The sequence below is a fragment of the Peptoniphilus sp. HCN-40583 genome (genome assembly GCF_037892835.1).
GTDB lineage: Bacteria > Bacillota > Clostridia > Tissierellales > Peptoniphilaceae > Aedoeadaptatus > Aedoeadaptatus rachelemmaiella.
Genome location: NZ_JBBKBU010000003.1, coordinates 14,560 through 40,164, shown reverse-complemented (window position 1 = coordinate 40,164; position 25,605 = coordinate 14,560). Strand labels below are relative to the sequence as shown.

Sequence of the window (25,605 nt, the reverse complement as noted above, 5' to 3'; positions counted from 1 at the left end):
ATATTTATGAGAAGAATAAAAAAGGGAGCAAGTCTAGTCTTGCTCCTTACCCTATTAATACTACCAATGAATGTTTTTGCTGGAACAGAGGGAGTAGTTAAAGAAAAAGGGCAAGAAATCTATGAACCTGAAAATCAAAAGGAAGGCTTAGACCAGCTTTTACAAAAAGAAGATCTTTACAGCCCTTCAAATGAAGAAATACCCTATCAAGATGTACCTAAAGTTCCGGAAAGGAAGGAAGAAAAAGTAAAACCAGTAAATGGAGGCAATGAAAAAGCCATTAATCCCCTTGCCACAAAAGAAAACAAGGCAAGGGGGACAGTTATTGAAAATGTTGACAGACAAGATAAAGACATTACCCCTAAAAAAGAAGATATTGTAGAAGAACAAAAGGAAGCAACATCCGTCAATCCTGAGCAGACAAATGAAAGTTCAAATCAGAAGCCTATAGATATGAGACAGTTTTTAACCTTTCAAACAAAGAGTGGAAAAACCTTTCACTTAATTGTAGACCATGGAGAACACGAGGAAAATGTTCAGCTATTGACAGAGGTGGGAGAACAGGATCTTCTGAACATGATAGAAGGAGAGTCGGATTTTAAGCCTAAAAAGGAAGAGGTAAAAAAAGTTCAACCTGAAAAAGTAGAAGAAGCTAAAGAAGAAGTCAAGGAGGAGAAAAAGTCAGGAGCAGGACTATACTTATTTGTAGGTTTGATTGTAGCAGGAGTTCTTGGAGCTGGCTACTACTTTAAGGTTTATAAGAAAGAGGAAGATGAAGAAGACGACACCATCTATGATGAATGGGAAGATGAATATGAATACGACGGGACAGAAAAAGATGAGGATTTCATCGACGAAAATCCTTTAGATGAAGACGAGCAAGATACCGAAATATTAGTTCCAGATGAAGATGACTTTGAATAAAACACAGCACAGTTGTCTTTTAATCTCGTATAGGATATAATATATGCGATAAATTAAGACTATTGTTTATAAGGCGGTGAGAAAATGTCAGCTTTAAGTGAGAATATTTTAGAAATTATAAAAAGTAATGGTGGAACCATTACCATAAAAGAAGCAGAGGAAAAGAATATTAGTCCAAAAAAATTACAGAGGATGGTAAAGCAAGGTAGCCTAGAGAGGGTTGCCAAAGGTCTTTATCTACATCCGGAATTTTTAGAAGATTCCTATTATATTTTTCAACATCGAGCACCTAAAGCTATTTTTTCTCATGAGACCGCCCTTTATCTTCACAAATTAAGTGATGAAAATCCCCATAAGATTATATCAACGATTCCATCAGGATATAATACATCTATGATTAAGGAAAGAGACAAGTATCTTTTCTACTATTTGAAAGAAGATTTATGGGAAAAAGGACAAGAAAAAATCAAAAGTCCCTTTGGAAATTTGGTTTACGTATATACAAAAGAAATGACCTTAGTGCAAATGATTAGTAAGCTTAACGGCTTAGATAAAGATCTCGTTCTTACAGCATTAAAAAGAGGTTTAAAGAACGCAGAACTAGATAAACTTGAACTATTAAGATATTCTAAATACTTTAAGTGTGAAGAACAAATGAGAAACTATTTGGAGGTTCTTATATGATATTTACAAGTCCCAGACAATTAAAAGATAAAATTAGAAATGCAGAACAGAAATATAATCTTCCGGCAAATACACTTTTAAATTATTATATGATGGAACGCTTTCTTTGCAGACTCTCTAGTAGCGAATATAGTGATAACTTTATTATTAAAGGGGGATTTCTAATCTCTTCCCTTATTGGGATAGACATGAGATCTACCATGGATATAGACACGACAATAAAAGGAATTCCTGTAAATGAAGAGTCAATTAGGAAGATAATTGAAGGAGTTATAAAAATAGAATTAGAAGATAATATTACCTGGGCAATTGAAAAAATACGCTCCATTCACGAGGCTGGAGAATATGACGATTTTCGAATAACTCTTATTGCAACATTCTTTAATATGCAAACACCCATAAAAATTGATATTACAACGGGAGATTGTATCATTCCTAAAGAGGTAGATTATAATTATCAACTTCTTTTTACAGATAAAAGTATCGACATTAAAGCTTACCCCTTGACCACAATTTTGGCTGAAAAGATAGAAACTATTTTATCAAGAAATGTTTTAAACACTAGAGCGAGAGATTACTATGATATATATATTTTAACAAAACTAAATCCTCAGTTAGACTATGAGGGGTTAAGGAAAGCTCTTATAATTAAGGCTGAGGAAAGGAATAGTTTGGAATATATACAAAATTCACAAAAATACCTGAAGGAGATTAAGGCAAGTAAAGAGCTTAAGGATATATGGGATAATTATAGTAGAAAAAACCAGTATTCTAAAGAGATAGATTGGAATGATATATTAGCCACAATAAATGAAGTTCTTACCAAACTAAGTCTTTAAAACTCGTATCAAAGAACAATAATACGAATAAAAAGGACGAAAATGGAACTTTAAATTTAGACGTTCAAGATTTAGAAATAGAAAATTCGTTTTTACAGTTTTGAAAAACTTAAATTATGAGGGTAAAAGTGAGGGTTAATGTGAAGGTCAAAATGAGGGACAAAATGTCGGTCAAAGTGTCGGTTAAAATGTCGGTCAAAAATTAAAGCCTGACGATAGGCGTAAACAAATTATTAAGATTATCAAAGATAAGTCACAAATCACGGCTCTAAATTTATCAGAAATTTTCTCTGTGTCAGAACGTACCATAGAGAGATTTAAAAAGCTTAGCATATAAAAAAGCAATAGAATATATCGGCAGTGCAAAAGATGGCTATTGGGTAGTTAAAAAATAGTATAGAAATATAAGGGTGGTTGTGTTATCTTAATAAAGGATCAAGCCCTTACCATCCGTGGTAGGGCACTATATAGTTTACAATTAAAAAATATCATAACTTAGGCGATAGAGAAAAAAATTTCATCTATCGCCTTTTTTAATGCAAAGGAGGCAATATGCAACTAGTAATAGCAGAGAAACCGAGTGTGGCAATGAGCATAGCCAAGGTTCTCGGTGTAAAGAATAGACAAAACGGATATATGGAGGGCAATGGCTACATCATAAGTTGGTGTGTAGGCCATTTAGTGGGATTAGTTTCTCCAGAATTTTACGATGAAAAATATAAGAAATGGGATATGGAGGACTTGCCCATTTTTCCTAAAGAGTTTAAATACTACGTCCTTCCCAAAGTAAAGAAACAATTCTCCATCTTAAAAACACTAATGAACAGAAAAGACATTAATGAAGTCATAAATGCCTGCGATGCTGGAAGAGAAGGGGAACTCATTTTTCGACTTGTATATAAGCAAGCAAAGTGCAAAAAAGACATAAAGAGATTATGGATTTCGTCCATGGAAGACAGAGCAATTAAAGAAGGCTTTGAAAAGCTAAAAGAGGGTCAGGACTACGATAATTTATTTGCTTCTGCTACGGCCAGGGCAAAGGCGGATTGGCTGGTAGGCATGAACTTAAGTAGACTTTACTCCCTTTTATATAAACAAAATTACTCGGTAGGTAGAGTCCAAACACCAACCCTTGCCCTAATGGTAGAAAGAGAGGGAGACATCCAAAGCTTTAAAAAAGAAAAATACTATACAGTAGAACTTAACTTAGATGACTTTTCTCTAGCAACAGAAAGAATAGATAATCCAGATATTGCTGAACAGTTAAAAAACTTAGTCCCAGAGACTATAAAAATAGATTATGTGGAAGAAAAGGAAAAAATCACAAAACCAGATCTGCCATTTGATCTAACTACACTACAAAGAGAATGTAACAGATATTTTGGCTACTCTGCCAAACAAAGCCTTGACTATGCCCAAAGTCTCTATGAGAAAAAATTGATTACTTATCCAAGGACGGATAGCAGGTATTTAACGGAGGATATGATTACAAGCCTTGTAAATAATATATTAGGGAAAAATGACTTTGATACCGATAGAATCAAGGTCATTTTTAATTCCAAGAAAGTAACAGACCACCATGCCATTATCCCCACTGCAAGTGCAAGCATTGAAGAGATTGAGAACTTACCGGAAAGCGAAAAAAGAGTTTTTAAACTCATTGAAAATAAATTACATGCCAGCTTCGCCTATCCCCTTAAAGAAAAACTCACAAAAATAATAACTGAATTTGATAGTTTTGAATTTACAACTAAAGGAAAGACAGTTATAGATGGAGGATTTACAAAATATCTAGAAGATTACAAGCCTAAAGATAAGAAAGACAATCCCCTCCCTATAGTCAATCCAGGAGATGAGTTTAGCATAAAAGAAAAAACCATAAAAGAAAAATACACCCAGCCTCCTAAGCCCTATACAGAAGAAAGCCTTTTAAAAGCCATGGAAATAGCAGGAAAAGGGGAGATAGACAAAGGTATTGAAGTGGAAAGAGTGGGACTTGGAACACCAGCCACTAGAGCAGGGATTATAGAGAACTTAATCTATAAGAAATACATCAAAAGAGAAGGTAAAAACCTTATTCCCACCCATTTAGGCTTGGCTGTTATCAGTATAGTGGCTAAGGAACTAAAAAATGCAAAACTAACCTCTGATTGGGAAACCAGCCTTTACTATATTTCGAAAGGCAAAAGCAGGGAGGAAGATTTCTTACAAGAGATTGAAGCATTTATTGCTAAGCAGATAGATCTCTATAAATGCGTAAATGAGCAATAAGCTAGCATAAAAGACACACAGGAAAGGAGAAAAAATGGCAAGATACAATTTCAAGGAAGTAGCAGAGATATTAAACGCCACAAGAAAAGAGATAGCTAATCCAAGTTATTACACGGATTTTCTAAAAACCTTGGGCAATAACTATAAATATACTTACGCCCATCAATTAAGTATTTACTCTATAAGTCCCAATGCCACAGCTTGTGCAGAGTACGACTATTGGAAAAGTATTGGTAGAAGCGTAAAAAGAGGGGAAAAAGGCATTCCAATATTAGACTTTGAAACAGGCAAGGTAAAATACCTTTTTGATGTTCTACAGACGGTAAGCCGTCAAAATCATATTGCAGAGGTTAAGGTATGGGAATATAAAAGGCAAGACCACCGAAAAGCCTTAGATTATCTAATAGACAATACAGATGGACTCAATAGCCTAAACTATTTAACGGAAGAGGAAAAAGTTTCTGCTCTAGTGGAAACCTATGTTAAAGAAAGCTATTATCAGATTTTAGATAGTCTATCAGAAGAAATCTTGACCTCTTACTCAAAAGTAAATCTACTAAATTTTTTAACAGAGTCTGTAAGAGTGGCAACGAGTTCCAGGATGGGCATAGACTATATCCCTAAGATGGAGAATCTAGAACTAATAGGTAGCTTATCCAACAAAGAAGATATGGACATACTTTTAGGAAGCATTTCCCAAACCAACAAAAGTCTGCTCATAGATATAGGCAGAGCAATTACGAGAGAAGAATTTATTAAAAGAAACTTACAAAATGAAAATAGGGAGCAGACAAAAGGGCTTAAGGAGCGTTATAATACAATTACTCAAAATGAAATGGACCCAAATAAGGTTAAAAATATAGGAGGTAGTGAAGATGGCAGAGATGATAACCATAGCGGGCAAAAAATACCAGAAACAAGGGGAGGAATACATTCCGGCCTTGAAAGAGACACCCTTCGAGAAAGAGGGAGGGACCTACCGACTGGAGATGGTAGACCAACACGAGATGATGATTCCCAATATCCAAATGCCGACAAAGCTAGACTTAGGGAAACTGAACAGCTTTGGCAGGGCAAGACTGAAATTTCTCAAGGAACACAAGGAGAACAGCTATCAGATTATGATGATGGAAGAAAGACTCATGGACCATCTGATGGATATAGAGAATCAAGTGGAAGAATTTCTGAGACAGGAAGAAGGAAAGATGATGGAAAGCTGGGGACTGACCTTAGAAATGAAGAGCCAGGATCTGGAGAAATATCTGAAACTGAAAAAGAACATGGATATGGAACTACAGGAGATAGCGATGAAGGAAATCGTCCTAGTATAGAAGATGAACAGCAAAAAAGGGAAGCTCAGGCTTCCTTTTTTAGTGAGAAAAATTCAGCAAGTCAAATTCGATTTACCAGTCCCATAAGTCAAGAAGAGATTGACCAATTTCTTATCCATGGAGGAAATATTGAAGGAGGCAGACTCCCTGTAATCGCTGAGTTTTCCAAGGGAAAGGATATTCAAAGTCAAATAGACTTTCTAAAGGAGAATTACCAAGGAGGAAATGGTCTTCTCATAGATGGCAGAGAGCTTGCAGCCTACTTTACAGATAGAGGAATGGCTCTTTCGGAAGGAAGGGAAATTGGAGACCATCCTGATAAAGTTCTTTCTTGGCAAGATATGGCTACAAGAATAAATGAACTCTTAGACAGGAGCTACTTTGTAAGTAATGTGGAAATAGACGAAAGCTTATCTTATGAAAGAAACCGTCTATCAGAAGCCGTTCTATATATGTATAGGGATATAGCTGAAGATTATGAGGGCCAATACTTCACCTCTCTTTCAGCTTTGGTTACTGGAAGTTTTCCAGATAGTACGGAAGCTCTAAGTAAAGAATTAGAGGATAAGGATTTTAGGAATACACTTGTCCGAGAATATGAAGACTTTTTAAATGATTATAAGCAAAACCCACAAATCCTAAGATTTCACTATCATAAGACCGAAGACTTATTAGAAAAACTTAAGGACCTTGATATTACAAGAAAACAGTATGTAAGCCAATTAAGAGATATTCAAAATCCTAATGCCTTTATCACTCAAGATGAAATAGATGATGTTTTAAGGGGAGGAAGTGGTTTCGTCCAAGGCAGGGAAAGAATATATAACTATTTTATAGAAGACCATAGTCTACAGGAAAAGGCCGACTTTCTAAAGTCTGAATATGGAATAGGAGGCAGTTCTCCCGGGATTTCAGGAGATAGAAATAGTAGCCAGTGGCATGATGGGAAAGGTATTAGATTAGAAAAAGAGTTCGCTCCTTCTATTGGTCTTAATTGGAACGAAGTAGCAAAAAGGATTACTAATTTAATAGTAAAAGACCAATACCTAGAAGCGAAAAAAGAAATTGGTATAGAAAGTCAAAACCAAGAACGAGATGCAGAGACAAAGGTTAAAAGTGAAGAAGATCTACCTGCTACAGACGACCGTTTATATATTGAACAGGGCTTTGATGGAAGCAAGACCTACTATGTAGATGGAATATCCCTAGCCTATATGGAAGAAAACGGACGACTGGTTTTCTATGATGATCAAATAGACGACGAGTTCAAGGAAGAGTTAATAAGAATCGCTCACGAGATTCAACAGGCCTATCCTATTGACTATATAGAGGACGGTATTGTCTTAGAAGAAATAAATGATACCTTCTATATCAAAGATATGGAAATAATAAATGGGGTTGAATACTATCTTTTAGAAAGTCAAACTGAATACGAGGACGTTCCGAATCTTATTGTCAATAAGGCAAGGGAAATTATAGATGATGATATTGTAAATGGTTTTGATGAATTTAGAGAATTTCTTGAAGATAAGGGTCACGAGCAAGGGGAAGAAACCCAGATAGACACTATAGCCGTAAAGGTCGGTCAATATTACGGACTTGTAGATAGGGAAGAGCTTAAAGATATTAAGCTTATCGCTGATGGCAGAAGGGTTTATCCAGATGAAAATGCTAAAGGCCAAGTTTACCCACTATATAAGGGAAAGACCTTTGAAGACAGCCAAAAGATTGATGCCCTATTTGATCGTCTTGCCGTAGAAATGAAAGATACAAATCTTATGGACTTAAATGATCTTTTTTATATTGAAAACCATGACCTAAGGGAAATAGAGATGGATACAGTAACAAAAGAAATAGAGGGGATAGATTTTTATATCTCATCATTTGACCAGCAGTTTCCAGACTATTCTAATGATATTTATATTTCCAATAAAAACCTTGAAATAAACGGAGCCTATCAGTCTATTGCCTATATTAATAAGGACAATCAAGTAAACTATAGATTTAAGCTTCCAGGGGATATTAAAGAGGCTATTGAAGGCATAAGGGATAAAAAAGAAATTATCTCAAGGCTTATTCAAAAAGAGATAGACGATCATCAGGTCTATTCCTTTGACCTACAAGGAGAAGTCTTTACTTTAGACCATGTGGATGTGGAAGAAAACTTACTCAATCCACCGAAAAGTCTTCCCCAAGAAGAACAAAAGGGAGCTTATACAGAAGATCTTGCCCTAGATATGAAAGAATTGAAGTTAAAGCAGGTCCTTAAATGGAAGGACTATATTATTTCTGAAAACACAGCTATTTCTTATGACTCCTACAAGGAGATCCTTGATAACCTGCCCTATTTATTAGATGATGATCACAGGCAAGTCCTTCTTCAAGGCTACTTAAATGAACAAGTAGAAAAGGCTAAAGAAATGGAAGAAGATCTAGAGCCTATCTATAAGATAGGCATGGAAGTAAGCTATGACGGCAAAGAATACACCATCGCAGATATTAAAAAATATGAAGACTACAATACGATGACCTTAAAGGATAATGAAGAATATCTTGGTGGTTTTATTAAAAATAATGTTATTTTGCCCTATGGCAGAGAAAAAGATTTAAAGCTTAAAATCTTAAAAGAGCCAGAAAAGGAAATAAGTCAGTTAGATTTTAAGGACCTAATCGGACCTGGTGGGCAAGAAGTTCAAGCAAAAAGCTTTGATTCTGCGGAACGAATAAAAAGCGTAGAGAAAGAAGAAACTAGGGAAGAAAAGCCAGATAAAAATCGAGATTCTGAAAGTATTGAAGAAGTAACCGATACGAAAAACTACAAGATCCTTTCTAGTGAAGATGAAATCCCTTTACCACCGTCAAAAAGGTTAGAAAACAACATCAAAGCCATAGGCTTATTAAAGACGCTGGAAAAAGAAGATCGAATACCCAGTGATGAAGAAAAAAACATCTTGGCAGGCTATATAGGTTGGGGTGGCTTGGCAGATGTCTTTAACGAAGAAAAAGAAGGACAGTGGCTAGAGACAAGGAACTTCTTAAAGGAAAATCTCACAGAAAAAGAATACGAAGATGCCAGAGCTTCCACCCTTACCGCTTTTTATACACCAAATTTTGTTATAGAAAGTATTTATTCCACCCTATCCAAGATGGGCTTTAAAGAAGGAAATATATTAGAGCCCTCCCTGGGCACAGGTAGATTTATAGGTAATCTTCCAGAAAGTATGGAAAAATCAAAAATCTATGGCACAGAGTTAGACCCCATCTCAGGGAATATTGCCAAGATTCTATATCCAAAAGCTAATATAGAAATTAAAGGCTTTGAAGAAACTAATTATTCCAACAATCTATTTGATCTTGCCCTAGGCAATGTTCCCTTTGGCGAATATAAGATAAATGATCGTGACTATGAGAAAAACAACTTCCTCATTCACGATTATTTTTTTGCCAAAACTTTAGATAAGGTAAGAGATGGAGGTATCATAGCTTTTATTACTTCTTCAGGCACCATGGATAAAAAGAATGAAGATGTAAGAAGATATATCTCAGAAAGGGCTGAATTTTTAGGAGCCATAAGACTCCCTAATACCACCTTTAAAGGGGAAGCGGGAACAGAGGTTACTTCAGACATTATCTTTTTAAAGAAAAGAGATAGGCTTTTAAAGATAGACGAAGACTGGCAAAGGCTAGAAACTGATAGCCAAGGCCTTACCTATAACAAGTATTTTGTAGAACACCCTGAAATGATTATGGGAAAAATGGAGGAAGTATCGGGACCTTTTGGCAAGACACTAACCTGTATTGATACAGAAGACAACTTAAAAGAAAAGCTAAAAGAAGCCATTTTAAACATTGAAGGGACCTATGAGGAAATGGAAAGGGAAGAAGTATTCCAAGAGGCAAAAACCCTACCGGCAGATGATAGGGTCAAGAATTTTTCCTATACCCTAATTGATGACAAGGTATATTTTCGAGAGCAATCCTTGATGTTTGAAAAAACCTTAAGTGAGAAGGATAAAAATAAGGTTAAGGCTTATATAACTGTAAATGATGCTCTAAGAGAGTTAATTGACCGCCAAAAATATGACTTCACAGATGAAGAAATAAAAAAATCTCAAGCTAAGTTAAATAGGGTTTATGATGAGTTTAATAAGGACTACGGAAGATTAAACAGTAGGGAAAACTCAAGGCTATTTAGGGAAGACAGCAATTACTCCCTCCTATCTTCCATTGAGAACCTAGATAAAGAGGGAAACTTTATCGGCAAGTCCGACATCTTTACAAAGAGGACGATAAAAAAGCAACAAGTTATTGACCATGTGGACAATAGTCAAGATGCTCTAATCCTATCTGTAAGCAATATGGGAAATATTAACTTCCCCTATATGGGAGATTTGACAGGTAAAGATCGAAAGACCCTTATAAATGATTTAAGAGGGAAAATCTTTTTAAACCTTGACAGCTACAATCCAAAAGATCTAGACCCCTTTAAAACCGCCTTGGAAGATGATGACTTTGCTAGAGCCTATGTAACGGCAGATGAATATTTGAGTGGCAATATTAGAAAAAAGATAGACGTCTTAAATTCCTATATAGAAAATATCGAAAAAGAACTCTCTCAAGAAGAAAGAAACAAGGTTGCCATAAGTTCGGACTACACTATTTACAGTCTAGAGGAAAAAGAAGCCTTAAGAGAGGAACTCAACCAGCTAAACTATCAAAAAGAAAAACTAAAAGAAGTTATGCCTAAGGCCTTGGAAGCGGGGGAAATTTCTGTTCGTTTAGGGGCTACTTGGATAGAGCCTGAAGTTTATGAAGAGTTTATGTTTCATCTTTTAAAGACACCAGGTTACGAAAGATATAATATCCACTTGAGATATACTGAAGTAACGGGAGAATGGAGAGTTGAGGGTAAAAGTTCGGATAAATCCAACGACCTTGCCAATCTAACCTATGGAACAAGTAGGGCTAATGCCTATCGACTGATAGAAGATACGTTAAATCTAAAAGAGACAAAGATCTATGATCGCTTTGAAGAAGATGGGAAAAAGGTATCTGTTCTAAACAAGGAAGAAACCATGTTAGCCGGACAGAAGCAAGAAATCATAAAGGACGAATTTAAGGATTGGATTTTTGAAGAACCAAATAGGCGTAATCGACTGGTTAATAAATACAATGAACTTTTTAATTCCACAAGACTTAGGGAATACGATGGAAGCAATTTAATCATGGAGGGAATGAATCCTGAAATTGAGTTAAGAGTTCATCAGAAAAATGCTATTGCCAGAAGTCTTTACGGAGGTAATACCCTACTAGCCCACGAAGTGGGAGCAGGAAAGACCTTTGAAATGATAGGTATTGCCATGGAAGGAAAAAGACTGGGGCTTCATAATAAGTCTCTATTCGTAGTTCCCAACCATATTACAGAGCAGTTTGGCAGGGAGTTTATGCAACTTTACCCAACGGCAAATATCCTTGTAGCTACTCAGGAAGATTTTCAACCAGCTAAGAGAAAGAGATTTTGTGCTCGTATAGCGACTGGCGGTTATGACGCCATCATCATTGGCCATTCCCAATTTGAGAAAATTCCCATGTCTAAGGAAAGACAGGAATATGAAATCCAAAGTCAAATTGATGAAATATTGGACTATATAGAAGAATATAAAAGGGATCGAGACCAAAGATTTACCGTTAAGCAATTAGAAAAGACCAAGAAAAAATTAGAAACCCGACTTAAGAAATTAAATGATGACTACAAAAAAGATAGTGTAGTTACCTTTGAAGAATTAGGTGTTGATAAGCTCTTTGTAGATGAAGCCCATGCTTATAAAAATCTCTATTTATTTTCAAAAATGCAAAATGTAGCGGGCATATCTAATACCGATGCTAAGAAGTCTTCAGATATGTTGATGAAATGTCGCTATATGGATGAAATCACCGACAATAAGGGGATTGTCTTTGCTACAGGAACGCCAGTTAGTAATAGTATGGCAGAACTCTATACCATGCAGAGATATTTGCAATATGACAGGCTTAAGGAAATGGGTTTAAATCATTTTGACTCTTGGGCCTCTACTTTTGGGGAAACTATAACCGCCATAGAACTTGCTCCTGAGGGCAACGGCTACCGAGCAAAAACTCGTTTCGCCAAGTTCTACAACCTTCCAGAACTTATGAATACGGTAAAGGAATTTGCAGATATTAAGACTTCAGATGTTTTAAATTTACCAGTACCAGAAGCCCACTATGAAACCATTAAGACGGAGCCAAGCCAAGAACAAAAGCTTATATTGGAAAGCCTTTCTGAAAGGGCTGACAAGGTAAGAAACAAGCAGGTGGATTCAACTGTTGACAATATGTTAAAAATAACGGGAGATGGGAAAAGACTAGCCTTAGACCAAAGGCTTATGAATCCATTACTACCAGATGATGAACATTCAAAAGTAAATACCTGTGTGAAAAACACCTTTAGCATCTGGGATAAATATAAGGACCAAAGATCAACTCAGCTTATCTTTTGCGATATGTCCACACCAAGGTCTGATGAGTTTAATGTCTATGATGATATTAAGAAAAAGCTAATGGATATGGGGGTGCCTGAAAGAGAGATAGAATATATCCACTCTGCAAAAAACAACAAAGAAAAGGACGCTATTTTTGACAAGGTAAGAAAGGGAGAAATAAGAGTCCTTCTTGGCTCAACTCAAAAAATGGGTTCAGGAACCAATGCTCAAAACAAGCTTATCGCCATTCATGACCTGGACATTCCCTGGAGGCCTGCTGATCTTCAGCAAAGGGCAGGAAGAATAGTAAGGCAAGGCAATGAAAATAAAGAAGTGCATATATTTCGTTATGTTACAGAAAATACTTTTGATGCCTACCTATTCCAAACACTAGAAAATAAACAAAAATATATTTCTCAAATCATGACAAGCAAAACTCCTGTTAGAGTGGCAGAAGATGTAGATGAGGCAACCCTAAATTACGCTGAAATCAAAGCCCTTGCTACAGGCAATCCTCTAATTAGGGAAAAAATGGACTTAGATAATGAAGTATCTAAGTTAAAGATTTTGGAATCTAATTTTAAAACCAATAGATACAAGCTTGAAGATAAGGTCTATAAAGACTATCCCAAGGAGATAGAAAAACTAAAAAAGCAAATAGAAGATACCAATAAAGATATTTCAAACACAGAGAAATTAATTGAAGGTGAAAATAAGTTTACTTCTATTATGGTAGATGGAGTCAAAGAAAGGGACAAGAAACGAGCTGGGGAGTTACTTTTACAGAAAATAAAATCTCTAAAAGTGGGAGAAGATAAGGAAGAAAAGTTGGCGAATTATCGAAACTTTGAAATCTATGGTAAGTACAATTCCTTCTTTAATTCCTATACAGCGATTGTCAAAGGACAAGGAAAGTATTATGGAGAATTTGGTACGGATCCTATAGGAAATATCACTAGACTAGACAATATCTTGGATAAGCTTCCTGAAAGACTGGAAGACACAAAGACGAAGCTAGATACAGTAGAAAAGCAACTTGAAACGGCTAAACTTGAAATCCAGAAAGACTTTCCACAAAGAGACTTGCTCATGGAGAAAAATCTTAGACTCTTGGAAGTTAATAAATTATTAGACCTAGGTCAAAGGGAGGCAGAGGTACAGGCAGATCCTTTGCTTGATGAAGTAAAGGGAGAAATAATAAACTTTCTTAATAGAGAATATGAAGAGGAAAACACAGTAGAAGATTTTGATAGGCTCTTTCCTGACATAGAAAATATTGGCCTAGCCTATACGACTACACCAGATGAAAACCATGAGATACAAACCACGCTTGACCTTAAAAACTACAAATTAAATCAATATGTAGACAACACTTTAGTTTACAGCCAAGCCTTTACTTTTGACCCAGAAGATGCCAGTAGCACTAAGGAATTAGCCCAAATAGCTGCTCATATAGGTCTATGGGATTTTCAAGAACTTGTCTATGTAGATGAGGAGAATCTTAAAAGTGTTTTAGGTCTTGAAATAGATGATAATGGCAATTTCTATGACCCCCTTTCTAAGGACATGGATTTAGATGGAGTAATAGACCGATATGATGCTGATTTTCGAGATAATCAGGTACAGGAAATCGGAGACTTGAATGAAAAAGATAGGAATAAGAACTCAATACTAGAAAAAATTAATGAGTATAATGAGTATAAAGAACAAATTGAGCACAGAGATAATAAGAAAGAAAAATCACAAAATTTAGAATCCCAACTCAGAGAGGAGGGCGTTCGTGGAGCCTTGTAAAGAAGATGTAGGAATTAATAAAGGAGAAAAAGAATTTCTAAAATTCAAACAAGAAATTAAAAAATTAGATAGGAGCAATGAGAAGGTTTTTAAAGATATGGACATTAAGCTAGTAATAGCTAAGGTCTTAAATGAAGAGAGTTTTAAAATAATACAGGATATTTGGATTGAATTAGAAAATAAAAACCTTATTCATGAAATTTGCAAGGATATAGAAATAAGGATTAATGAAATCAACCAGTAAAGAAATCAAAAGAGGAGGAAATAATGAACTTACAGAAAGGCGATACGATAAGGACCAGTTTATCTGATAACACTATTGTTTTAGATATTGAAGACAATCGAGCCACACTATTTACAGGCAATCAGTTTGTAGTGGTAGGAGGTATAGACTTTAATGAAAAGAAAGGTATCTTTGAATGGCAGGGAGGAAGATATGCCGATTCAATAGATAAAGTACCTTTAATCAAGATTGACGACTTTAGAAAAATGAAAGACTTGCTTTCTGATTTAATGGACAATAGCTATGAGAACTTTGTAAAGGCCATGGTTTCAATTGAAAGCGGGATTGAAAACAAAGAAGCCCTACAAAACGCTTATGACAATTATATGAACGATGACATTATGGGATTAATTGACGATAATTTTGCAAAATATCTTGATGATTATTCATTAGAAAATGAGCAAAGTCAAGAGATAGAAAAAGAAGAAAGGGTTAGTAGTCCTATAAACAAAGAGGATAATAAAGTTTCAAAGGAGAAAGAAAATATGCCAGAGGAAAAAAAAGAAAAAGAAAGCCAAAGTATTACAGGTAATTTGACGGATGATCCCAAAATTTCAGAACATACTAGTAAAGACGGGAGAAACTTTAAAGTGGCCTCCTTTTCTATAGCCAGTAATGACAAAGATGGGAATGTAAAATTTACTAACTGCTATGCTTATGATAATAAAATTGAAAAAGTTGAAAATCTTAAGAAGGGAGACTTTGTTTCTCTTTTAGGAAAGATGCAAGTGTCACAATCTAAAGAAGGAAAAAGCTATGAAAACTTTAAAGTTTATGGAGTGAAAATTTTAAAAGAAAAGAAGAAAGAATCGGTGATTGGAAATATGAATAAATTTAAAGAAAAATCCAAGGTAAATAATAAAGGGGAAAGAAAAAATAAGGTAAAAGAAAATGAAATCTGATAAAATATATCTTATGGCTTAGATATATAATCATAATAATTGAAATAAAACTATAATATCATGTATATTTGAATTTTGAGAGGAGGGGTTCTCAATAGTACACAGGGAATTTGCAGAAGAAAATTATCTAGAGGCAATTTACATTTTATATAAAAACCATAGAGAAGTTAGAAGCATTGATATTGCAAACTATCTAGAGGTTGCCAGATCAACTGTTCATAAGATGTTAAGAAAGCTGGTAGACAAGGGCTATATCCTTTATGAAGAAGATAAAATAGTACGATTTACAGAAGAAGGAGAAAAGATAGCTAAGGGCATATACGAAAAGCATCTTTATTTGACAAAACTATTAATTGAAATTGGAATCGAGCAAAAACGAGCGGAGGAAGAAGCGTGCCAAATCGAACATATAATCTCTGAAGATAGCTTTCAAAAAATTAAAAAATATTTTGTCAATAAAATTTAAGATTTTAAAACAAGGTACATGTGAGGGAATCTTCACGTGTGCCTTGTTTTTTTATTGAAAGAAAATAAAAAATATAAAAAATTAATAAAAGCATAAAAAAGCGAAAGCTATTGATGCAAGTTACTGTATGCAAACTTACTCATAACTACTACACATAATGAAAGTAGAAAAAACCTCTGTACCTAATCAAAAGATTATTTATCCAATAATCTTTCAATATAAATCTGAAACATGAGATATTCTACTTGTAAATTTTAGAAAATGAAAAAGTTTTAGTGAGAGTACAACAAAACAAAGTATTGATATTAAGTATCAATTATAGTATAATGTGATTGAGTTAGGTGTGGCTAACACAAAATAAACAAAAACTCCTTTTAACAGAGAGTTAATTTTTGCAAAGAGGTGTGATATGTCAAAGTGGTTTGAATGCATTAATAAAGATACATATAAGGAAAACAAAAAAGCTAATCTTTTTATCTTTCCTTTTGCCGGAGGTGGTGTCTCTGTCTTTAGAAAATGGGGAGTTCAATTTAACAATATAGGAGTTTATGTTGCTCAATACCCTGGAAGAGAATCTAGATTCGGAGAAAGAGCAATAGACAATATAGAGGAGTTAGTGTATGAGCTATTTTACAGTTTAAGAGAAAACCTGGATACCCAAACACCATACTATCTATTTGGTCATAGCATGGGTACAAAGATTGTTTATGAACTGACATTAAGGATAAAAGAAAGCGACTTACCAAACCCCAAAGGAATAATTATATCTGCTGGTCGTGCGCCTTGTTACAAGGAGCCAAACCCTATATATCACCTTGATGATGAAGGATTTATAGAAGGATTAAGAAGATATGACGGAACACCAGATGAAATTTTAGATAACAAAGATCTAATTAGCATATTTCTTCCGACTCTAAGAGCAGATTTTATTATAGATGAGGATTATCAAGATAAAAAATATGAAAAAGTTGATAGCAACATCCTTGGTTTGATGGGGGACATTGACGAAGAAATGAAGTTGGATGAGTTATTGAAATGGTCGGAATATACAACTAAAAGCTTTTCGTATAAATATATTCCAGGTAAGCATATGTTTGTTAATACTTCTGAGAATAACGTAATAGAAGCTATAAAAGAATTTGTTGGCTTAGATGAAAGTTTATAAGATTGAACTTTTAACGAAAGATGACTTTTATAAGTTTGGAAAATTAGATGAAAGATTCTATTTTTATGACGTCATGTTAGTTGTGGCTAACACAAATGAAATTAAAATTAGAGATCTTGAGAGATGGCTAAGTAAGAGCGAAATAAAAAGATCGAAATCTTACGTATCTGAAATTGCAAAGATAAATTTTGTGATATCCAGAGTCATTGTAAACATCGCCTTTAAAGAAATTCTTAAAGCCGACATTGAAAATCTTAACTTTCAAAGAGACAGTAACAACAAGCCTTTCATAGAAAATCCGCAAGGGATTAAATTTAATATATCTCATACAGATGGATGTGTGATAGCGGGATTTTCAAAAAGAGAAATAGGTGTAGATGTAGAAAAAATCAATAAAAGATTTAGCTTTCAAGATATTTTAAAAGAGTGTTTTGTAGAAAAAGAAATAAATCTAATTAGAAATAAACATACACTGTTTTTTAAGTATTGGACTGCAAAAGAAGCATACTTAAAATGGGAAGGCAGCGGTCTATTAAGAGACCCAAAAGAAATAGAAATACTTTATGTGGATGAGAGTTTGATAAAAATCAGAGATAAAAACATGAAAAAAGCAAAGACATTAAAACCTATTAAATTATCTAAAAATTATGTAGGTGCACTTTGCATATCGGAGGAAATATGAATATAGAGTTAAAAGAAAAATTAGAAAAATTCTATGATGAAAATGTTTGGGAGCATAGGACACTGGGCGAATTTATAAGTGACTGTGCAAAAAAATATGGAGATAAAATAGCTGTTATAGATGATGGAAAGAAATATTCATACAAAGATCTGGAGGCAGATTCCATTAAATATGCAAACGGACTTTTGAAGGCGGGCTTTAAGCCTGGAGATAAAATCGTTTTGCAACTTCCTAATTGTTATGAATTTATAGTGATAGCTTTTGCTATGTTCAAAGTTGGAATTATTCCTGCGTTAAGTTTACCGGCTCATAGAGAAAATGAAATAAAGGGAATTATTGAAAAATCAGAGGCGAAAGCTTACATATCGAAGGATAAGTATTTAGGGTTTTCTTATGCGGACATGATTCGTGACATAAAAAGAGAATTACATCATAGCATTGAGGTTTATATTCTTGGTGATAGTCAAGAGTATAAAAATTTTTCAGATCTTGTTGATAATGATTATAATTACAAATTGCCTGAAGTAGATTATAAAAACATTGGTCTACTACTATTATCTGGTGGCACAACAGGAATTCCGAAGTTAATTCCAAGAAGACATTGCGATTATATTTATGTTGCAAAACGCACGGCGCTAAAATGCAAGATGGATGAACAAAGCATTTATTTAGCAGCTCTTCCTATAGCTCATAACTTTCCTTTATGCTGTCCTGGTATTTTAGGAACATTTTCAGTGGGCGGAAAGGTTGTTTTATGTAGAGTAACAAGTCCAGATGAGATTCTCCCCCTCATAGAAGAAGAAAAAGTGACCATAACAGGCTTAGTGCCTGCTGTAGCGAATATTTGTCTGGAATTTTTAAAAGATGGTGATTACGATATATCCTCATTAGAAATCTTACAAATAGGCGGATCGGTATTGGAAGCCTCACTTGCAGAAAAAATTGAAAAAGAATTTAAGGCAAAATTGCAACAGATTTTTGGCATTGCTGAAGGGTTGATATTGGTCACAGACATACAAGACAATTACGATATTAGAATGCATACCCAAGGCAAACCAATAAGTAAATACGACGACATAAGAATTGTTGAAGAAAATGGCGATGATGCACTAAATGAAGACTTTGGCGAACTTATTGTACGAGGACCATACACGATTTATGGATATTATAATTTACCTGAAATCAACAAGAATTGCATGACGGCAGATTGCTATTTCAGAACAGGGGATAAGGCTAGAAGGCTTAAAGATGGGAATTATCAAATAGTCGGTAGAATTAAAGAAACAATAAACAGAGCTGGCGAGAAGATAACACCGCTAGAGCTTGAAGATATTCTCCTTACTCATAAAGACATAGATGGCGTCCAAGTAGTGGGAATTCCTGATGAATTTTTAGGAGAAGCCATAGCAGTTTTTGTCTTAAAGACGAATGAAAAAGAATTAAAACTTGATGAAATCAGACACTTTTTATCTGACAAAAACTTAGCAGAATTTAAATTGCCGGACAGTGTCAGGTATATTGATGATTGGCCATTAACAGCCTTAGGTAAAATAGACAGAAATAAGTTAAGAGAAATGATATGAGAGGAGTTTGAAGTGGAGTCTAATACAATAAAAGGAAAAGCAAAAATAATAATAGAGAGATGGTTAAGTGATATTATTGATGGCTCTAAAATTGACGCTTCTGATAATTTAATCGAAAAAGGACTAAGCTCTATTCAAATAATGCAACTTTCGGGAAAGTTAAAGAAAAATGGAATCATTGTACCCTTTGCTAAATTGATTGAGAACCCATCTAAGGAAAAATGGTTTTCACTGGTAGATACTGCAAAAATCAAAGAAGTTAATCAGGTTAAAAAAGATAGCAAGAAGATTAGTGAAGCATTTCCTCTTACTGATGTTCAGTATTCTTACTTTATAGGAAGAGAAGACGATCAAACCCTAGGGGGTATAGGTTGCCACGCCTATTTAGAGATAGATGGGGAAGGTATAAATCCCGATAGGTTAAATAAAGCTTGGAACATTTTGCAATACAGGCACCCAATGCTTAGAGCTAGATTTATAGACGATGGAAATCAAGAAATTTTAGAAGAACCATATAGTGATAGCATAGAAATTTTTAACTTGTCAGAAAAAGATAAAAAAGAAGTAGAAGTTCAACTCAAAAACATAAGAAATAATATATCTCACAGAAAACTAAAAGTCAAAGAAGGGCAGGTTGCTGATATCAAACTGGCTTTACTCCCTAGTGGTAAACATAGGATATTCTTTGATATAGATTTACTTGTTGCTGATGTAATGAGTATGAGTATTTTGCTTAGAGAATTATCTGAGATTTATGCTGGATTTGAAGAAGAAAAGGCAAGCAAATACACTTTCGCTGATTATATTTATAGTTTAGAAAGTACAGCTGAAGATGACACTAAGGATAAAGAGTTTTGGGAAGCTAAAATTAATTCCTTTGAAATAGAGAGACCAAATCTTCCTATCAAAACACAACCTGAACAAATTAAAGAAACAAGATTTACAAGAAGAAAAAGAATTATTGATAGAGAAGATTGGAAGAAAATTAAAGAAATAGCAGCCACATATAAAACCACTCCATCAATGGTACTTTTAACCTGTTACACATTAGTCTTAGAAAGATGGTGTAATCAAGATAAATTTTTTATAAACATTCCTCTATTCAATAGAGATCTTGAAAATGAAAACCTTAAAAACATGGTTGCGGATTTCACAACATTATTATTGGTTGAGCATGAAACATTAAAGGATGATTCTTTCATAGAAACATTAAAAAGAACTAACAAAACATTTTTAGAAAATGCTTCCCATAGTTTATATAATGGCGTTCAGGTTCAAAGAGATATATCAAAAATCCAAGGATCAAGTGCCAATGTGGCACCTGTTGTTTTTGCGTGCAATATTGACTATCCCCTTGAAACAGAAATATTGAGAAACAATTTAGGCAGGATAGAGTACATGATTTCTCAAACGCCGGGAGTATGGCTGGATTTTCAAAGCTACATAAATGATGGTAATTTGATTCTTTGTTGGGATTCAGTAGATGAGCTTTTCCCAGAAGGAGTACTTGATGATATGTTTGAGTCATTGAATGCTCTTCTGAAATCTTTAACAGATGAATCAAGTTGGAGCAATAAGGTAGATGTACTTCCTGATAATCAGAAAAAAATAAGAAAGCAGGATGTAGAAGGCATTTTACCTCTAAAGTTTCCTGATGAAACTCTATATGACGGTTTTGTAAAAAATGTAAATAGAAATCCTGATAAAGTCGCTGTTATAGATTCTGAAACCGGAGAGGAGCTAACATACAAACATCTTTACGAGATGTCTTTAAAAATAGCGCATTATTTGATTAAAAATGGAGTAAAAAAAGGGGACTATATAGGAATAACACTTCCAAGGGGAAGCAGACAAATTGTAGCTATATTTGGGATTCTTTTTGCTGGGGCGGCTTATGTCCCTATTGGAATTACACAGCCAAACGAAAGAAGAAGTAAAATCTACTCTCAAATTGGAATTAAACATATTATTAGTGATTTAAGAACTAGCGAAGAATGCTCCTTAAAAGAAGAAGACGTAACAGTTTTAGATTTTGACCAAGGAATATCTAATGAAGGAATGTTAGAAAAGATAGTAACTATAAGTCCTTATGATAGTGCTTATATTATCATGACATCAGGAACGACAGGAGTCCCTAAAGGTGTTGAGATAATGCACACCAGTGCCATAAATACATGTGTAGATTTGAATGAAAAATATAAAATAAATGACAAAGATACAGTGCTTATGGTATCAGCCATTGATTTCGATCTTTCAGTTTATGACATTTTCGGCATACTCCATGCAGGTGGCACTATAGTAACAACAAGTGAAGATAATTATAGAAATCCAGATGAATGGATAAAATTGATTGATGCATACAAGGTGACAATATGGGATTCTGTTCCTATACTATTTGACATGCTCGTAACTATGGCAGAAGGCAAAAATATGAACTTGCCATTTAGAGTTGTTATGCTTTCAGGCGATTGGATCACCATAAATCTACCTGAAAGATTTTACAAAATAAGTGAGTATAAAAATTCTTTTGTTGTGGCCATGGGTGGTGCAACAGAAGCCTCTATTTGGTCAAATCACCTAGATGTTCCAAGAATAATTCCTAAAGAATGGATTTCCATACCATACGGGAAGTCACTTAAAAATCAAGTTTATCGAGTAGTAGATGAGATAGGCAGAATTTGCCCCAACTATGTGAAAGGTGAACTCTTAATTGGCGGAGTTGGAGTAGCTAAATGCTACCATGGCGATGAAGAGCTAACTAAGAAAAAATATTTTGAAGAAGACGGGATTAGATGGTATAGAACTGGAGATAATGGAAGAACTTGGAACGATGGTACAATTGAATTTTTAGGCAGAAAAGACACTCAAGTCAAGATTAAAGGGCATCGTATAGAATTAGGAGAAATTGAGGATGCTATTAGAAAATATGATGGGGTCGACAAGGTAATTGTTGATTTTGTTGAAAGAGGCTGGAGTAAGCATCTAGTCGCTTTTGTAAAAAGTGATTTAAGTGCATATGAGGCAGTTGGTTATTCGAATCTTATAAACAATGATTTCTCTTTCATAGTAAAGCCGGAAACATCTTTAATAAATAAGACAGAACTACAAAACAAGGAAATAGACAAAATTGTCGTTAAGACTGTTATAGACATTTTCAGAGAATATGATGTTGATTTCTCAAAGGGAAGTTATTCCATTGAGGAAATATGTCGAATAATAGATTGCTCAGACTCAAACAAGGTTGTAATCGAAAAATGGATTAGAGAACTTGAAAAACTCAATTATTTAATAAGCAGCAATGGAAGATACAAAAAGAACGAATCTGTTTCGGAATTGACTGTAAACTCAGAGTATGCACGAGCAATTGAACGATTTGCAAAGGAGTTAGAACCTGAGCTTTTGGATATTTTAAAAGGCAAAAAAGACCCTATAGAGGTTTTCTATAGAGAAGATGATAAGTTTTCTTTATCAAAACTAGTTAGAAACCTTACAGGTTACGAGGAGTCCATAAAAAGCATAATAAAAACTTTAAAAAATTATATAGAGAAGAATTCGAATAAGAAATTAAGAGTTTTAGAATATTCCACAAGGAACGAGGAAATAACAGAGGAATTGTTTAATGAGTGCAAAGATTTTATTGATGAATATGTTTATGTTGATAATTCCATCTATTTTGAAAAAGAGCTCTTGAGTCTTAAAGAAAATAGTAAATTCAAGCACGTAACCTTTAAAGGTGATCTAAAAGAAGCTTTAGAAAATGACTATTTTGATATTGTAATAGCATTAAACTCAATCCACAGAAGTGATAATCCTCAGAAAAAATTAAAAGCTTTAGTTGGTTTATTAAAGCCCAATGGATTACTATTTGGCAATGAAATTAATCAATTGAATCTACTGCCTTTAATTACAGCGAATATCTTAGAAAAAAACTTTGAAACTGACAAAGAAGTTAATATAAAGGTTAATAATAGCGAAGTTTTATATCAAAGTGCTACAAAAGACTTAGCTGAAACAAATTTTAACACATTTTTCATTAGAAAATTGCAAAGCAGTGTTGTTTCTTTTGATAATCTTAGAGATTATTTGCTTAAAGAAGTTCCAAGCTATATGGTCCCAACTCATTTTTACCATGTAGATGAAATTCCATTAAATAAAAACGGTAAAGCAGATAGAAAAAGATTGAAAAAGAATTTATATAAAGATCAAGAAAGCTTGAAGACAAGAACAGAAGCAAAAACACAAGCCAGAAGCGATAGAGAGGAATTGCTTTTAAATATATGGAAAGAATCTTTAAACAAAGAAGACATAGGCATAAATGATAATTATTTCTCTTTAGGAGGAGATTCCTTAGTAGCAACAACTATCGTTGGAAAAGTTAGAAATAAACTTGGAATAGAAATCTCCATTAAAGATATTTTTGAAAACTCATCTGTAGTTTCTCTATCAAAATATATTGATGAAAATAAAACAGATGGAAACGGTAACAATTTTCAAAGTATAGTTCCAGACAAAGAAAATTTATATAAACCATTTCCGTTAACGGATGTACAAATGGCTTATTGGATTGGAAGGCAAGGTGTATTTGATTTAGGCAATGTATCGACTCATTGTTATTTCGAGTTCAATTGTCTTGATTTAAATATCAAAAAACTCCAAAAGTCATTAAATGAATCCATTGTATATAATCCTGCTTTAAGAACAATAATATTAAAGAGTGGGGAACAGCAAATTTTAAAGGAAACACCATATGTTTTAGTAGACGTAAATGATGTAAGTGAGTTAAGAAATAAGGATCGAGAAGATGCTCTGCTTAAAATAAGAGAAAATTTGTCACATAGAGTTATAGACTTGAGCGTGTTTCCAACGATTGACTTCAAAGTGGCCAAGCTGACGGAGAATGAATTTAGAGTATTTATAGGCATTGACAATACAATACTTGATGGATGGAGCATGTTTGAATTCTTAAGAGAAATTAAGCTTAGATATGAAGGAAGATTTATCGAAGAGAAGATAGAGATTACTTTCAGAGATTATGTCTTAAATAAAAAGCAAGAAAACAAAAGGAATTATGAAGAAGACAAAGCGTACTGGTTAAATAGACTAGACTCATTTCCTCATGTTCCAAACCTTTCTTTTATGAACAAAGAAAATAGTAATATTGTTCAAAAGTTCAATAGAAAAGAAGCGGTAATTGAAGAAGAAGTTTGGTCAGATGTTAAAAGTATTGCAATAAAGAATGATTTAACACCAACCTCATTACTTCTTACTTTATTCTCACTTATCTTAAATAAGTATAGTGATGATGAAAAATTTGCAATTAATGTGACTCAATTCATGAAGGAGGAGATTCATCCACAAATTCATAAGATAATGGGTGATTTTACAGAATTAAATTTACTTGAGGTGCAGCTGGATAAAAAGAATACTATTATCGAGAATGCAAAGAAATTACAAAATCAACTCATTTCTGATAGGGAACATTCTTCATATAGCTCTTTAGAATTTTTAAGAGAGTTACGAAATGATAAACAACTAGACATTGTTGCTCCAATAGTATTTACAAGCGGATTAGGAATAATGGGAAATGAAAGCAAAGAATTTTTAGCCACTTACAATTACGGAATAAGCCAGACTCCACAAATATGGCTAGATCATCAGGTTTTAGAAATTGATGGAAAGCTATTATTAGTTTGGGATTATGTAAAGGAACTTTTTGATAGGGCACAATTGAACAATTGTTTTGTGGATTATGTAAATATGGTTAAAGAGTTTTCTATTAATAAAGAAAAGCAAATTAAAGATTTTACTAAATTGAATGGAAACATACAATTAAACAACGAGCGTAAAAATGACAAGAATGAGAAAAGGACTGAATTCGGACACATAGAAGAAAACTCTAATGAGAAGATAGATACAGATAAAACAAACGATAAACATTCTTATAACGCCGAACTGGAGGAAGAAATAAAAGATTTATGGAGAGAGGTTTTAGAATTAGAAGAGATAGGGATAGAAGATAACTTTTTCTCTTTAGGTGGAAACTCTCTAAATATGATTCAGCTATCAAACAAAATGTTAGAGAAATATAATTATCAGCTTGACTTTAGTGAATTCTTAGAAAATTCAACGGTATACTATACTTTATTAAAAGTTGATGAATATTTAAGGAAAATATAAAGAA

General features: G+C 33.9%; 14 protein-coding genes. All 14 read left to right on the top strand.

From position 1 onward, the window contains the following. Positions 1–6 precede the first annotated feature (6 nt). The 14 genes from WKT05_RS01705 (at position 7) to WKT05_RS01645 (ending at position 25,601) form a co-directional block, all read left to right on the top strand. Complete coding sequence (locus WKT05_RS01705; protein ID WP_340412652.1) at positions 7–924, top strand: CD1107 family mobile element protein; 918 nt, start codon at positions 7–9, stop codon at positions 922–924. 84 nt (positions 925–1,008) lie between these two features. Beyond that, positions 1,009–1,608 (top strand): type IV toxin-antitoxin system AbiEi family antitoxin domain-containing protein, encoded by a 600-nt coding sequence (locus tag WKT05_RS01700; protein ID WP_277261017.1) that lies wholly within the window; start codon positions 1,009–1,011, stop codon positions 1,606–1,608. Beyond that, positions 1,605–2,447 carry a nucleotidyl transferase AbiEii/AbiGii toxin family protein gene (locus WKT05_RS01695; protein WP_110058305.1) on the top strand — a complete coding sequence of 281 codons (843 nt, stop codon included), beginning with the start codon at positions 1,605–1,607 and terminating at the stop codon, positions 2,445–2,447. Before WKT05_RS01700 ends, WKT05_RS01695 begins: the two co-directional genes overlap by 4 nt. A 229-nt stretch (positions 2,448–2,676) precedes the next feature. Next, positions 2,677–2,784, top strand: a complete 108-nt coding sequence (locus WKT05_RS01690; protein WP_338091499.1) for a hypothetical protein — start codon at positions 2,677–2,679, stop codon at positions 2,782–2,784. A gap of 215 nt (positions 2,785–2,999) precedes the next feature. Continuing rightward, positions 3,000–4,718, top strand: coding sequence for a DNA topoisomerase 3 (locus tag WKT05_RS01685; protein WP_340412651.1), 1,719 nt, complete (start codon positions 3,000–3,002; stop codon positions 4,716–4,718). 875 nt (positions 4,719–5,593) lie between these two features. Next, positions 5,594–6,049, top strand: coding sequence for a TnpV protein (locus tag WKT05_RS10615; protein ID WP_423806772.1), 456 nt, complete (start codon positions 5,594–5,596; stop codon positions 6,047–6,049). Positions 6,050–6,327: 278 nt separating this feature from the next. Then, entirely contained in the window at positions 6,328–14,343 is an 8,016-nt protein-coding gene (locus WKT05_RS01680; RefSeq protein WP_445323170.1) for a helicase-related protein, read from the top strand. Continuing rightward, positions 14,330–14,587 carry a hypothetical protein gene (locus tag WKT05_RS01675; protein ID WP_282924724.1) on the top strand — a complete coding sequence of 86 codons (258 nt, stop codon included), beginning with the start codon at positions 14,330–14,332 and terminating at the stop codon, positions 14,585–14,587. The genes WKT05_RS01680 and WKT05_RS01675 overlap by 14 nt, the downstream gene beginning before the upstream one ends. A 23-nt stretch (positions 14,588–14,610) precedes the next feature. Further along, complete coding sequence (locus tag WKT05_RS01670; protein WP_340412649.1) at positions 14,611–15,528, top strand: single-stranded DNA-binding protein; 918 nt, start codon at positions 14,611–14,613, stop codon at positions 15,526–15,528. 94 nt (positions 15,529–15,622) lie between these two features. After that, positions 15,623–15,994 (top strand): metal-dependent transcriptional regulator, encoded by a 372-nt coding sequence (locus WKT05_RS01665; RefSeq protein WP_340412725.1) that lies wholly within the window; start codon positions 15,623–15,625, stop codon positions 15,992–15,994. Positions 15,995–16,403: 409 nt separating this feature from the next. Further along, positions 16,404–17,159, top strand: a complete 756-nt coding sequence (locus tag WKT05_RS01660) for a thioesterase II family protein (RefSeq protein WP_340412648.1) — start codon at positions 16,404–16,406, stop codon at positions 17,157–17,159. Further along, on the top strand, positions 17,146–17,841 hold the full coding sequence (locus WKT05_RS01655; RefSeq protein ID WP_340412647.1) for a 4'-phosphopantetheinyl transferase family protein: 696 nt from the start codon (positions 17,146–17,148) through the stop codon (positions 17,839–17,841). Before WKT05_RS01660 ends, WKT05_RS01655 begins: the two co-directional genes overlap by 14 nt. Further along, the gene (locus tag WKT05_RS01650) at positions 17,838–19,424 is read left to right on the top strand and encodes a (2,3-dihydroxybenzoyl)adenylate synthase (RefSeq protein WP_285044407.1); all 1,587 of its coding nucleotides are present in this window, start codon (positions 17,838–17,840) and stop codon (positions 19,422–19,424) included. Before WKT05_RS01655 ends, WKT05_RS01650 begins: the two co-directional genes overlap by 4 nt. A 12-nt stretch (positions 19,425–19,436) precedes the next feature. Beyond that, positions 19,437–25,601, top strand: a complete 6,165-nt coding sequence (locus WKT05_RS01645; RefSeq protein ID WP_340412646.1) for an amino acid adenylation domain-containing protein — start codon at positions 19,437–19,439, stop codon at positions 25,599–25,601. The last annotated feature ends 4 nt before the right edge of the window (positions 25,602–25,605 follow it).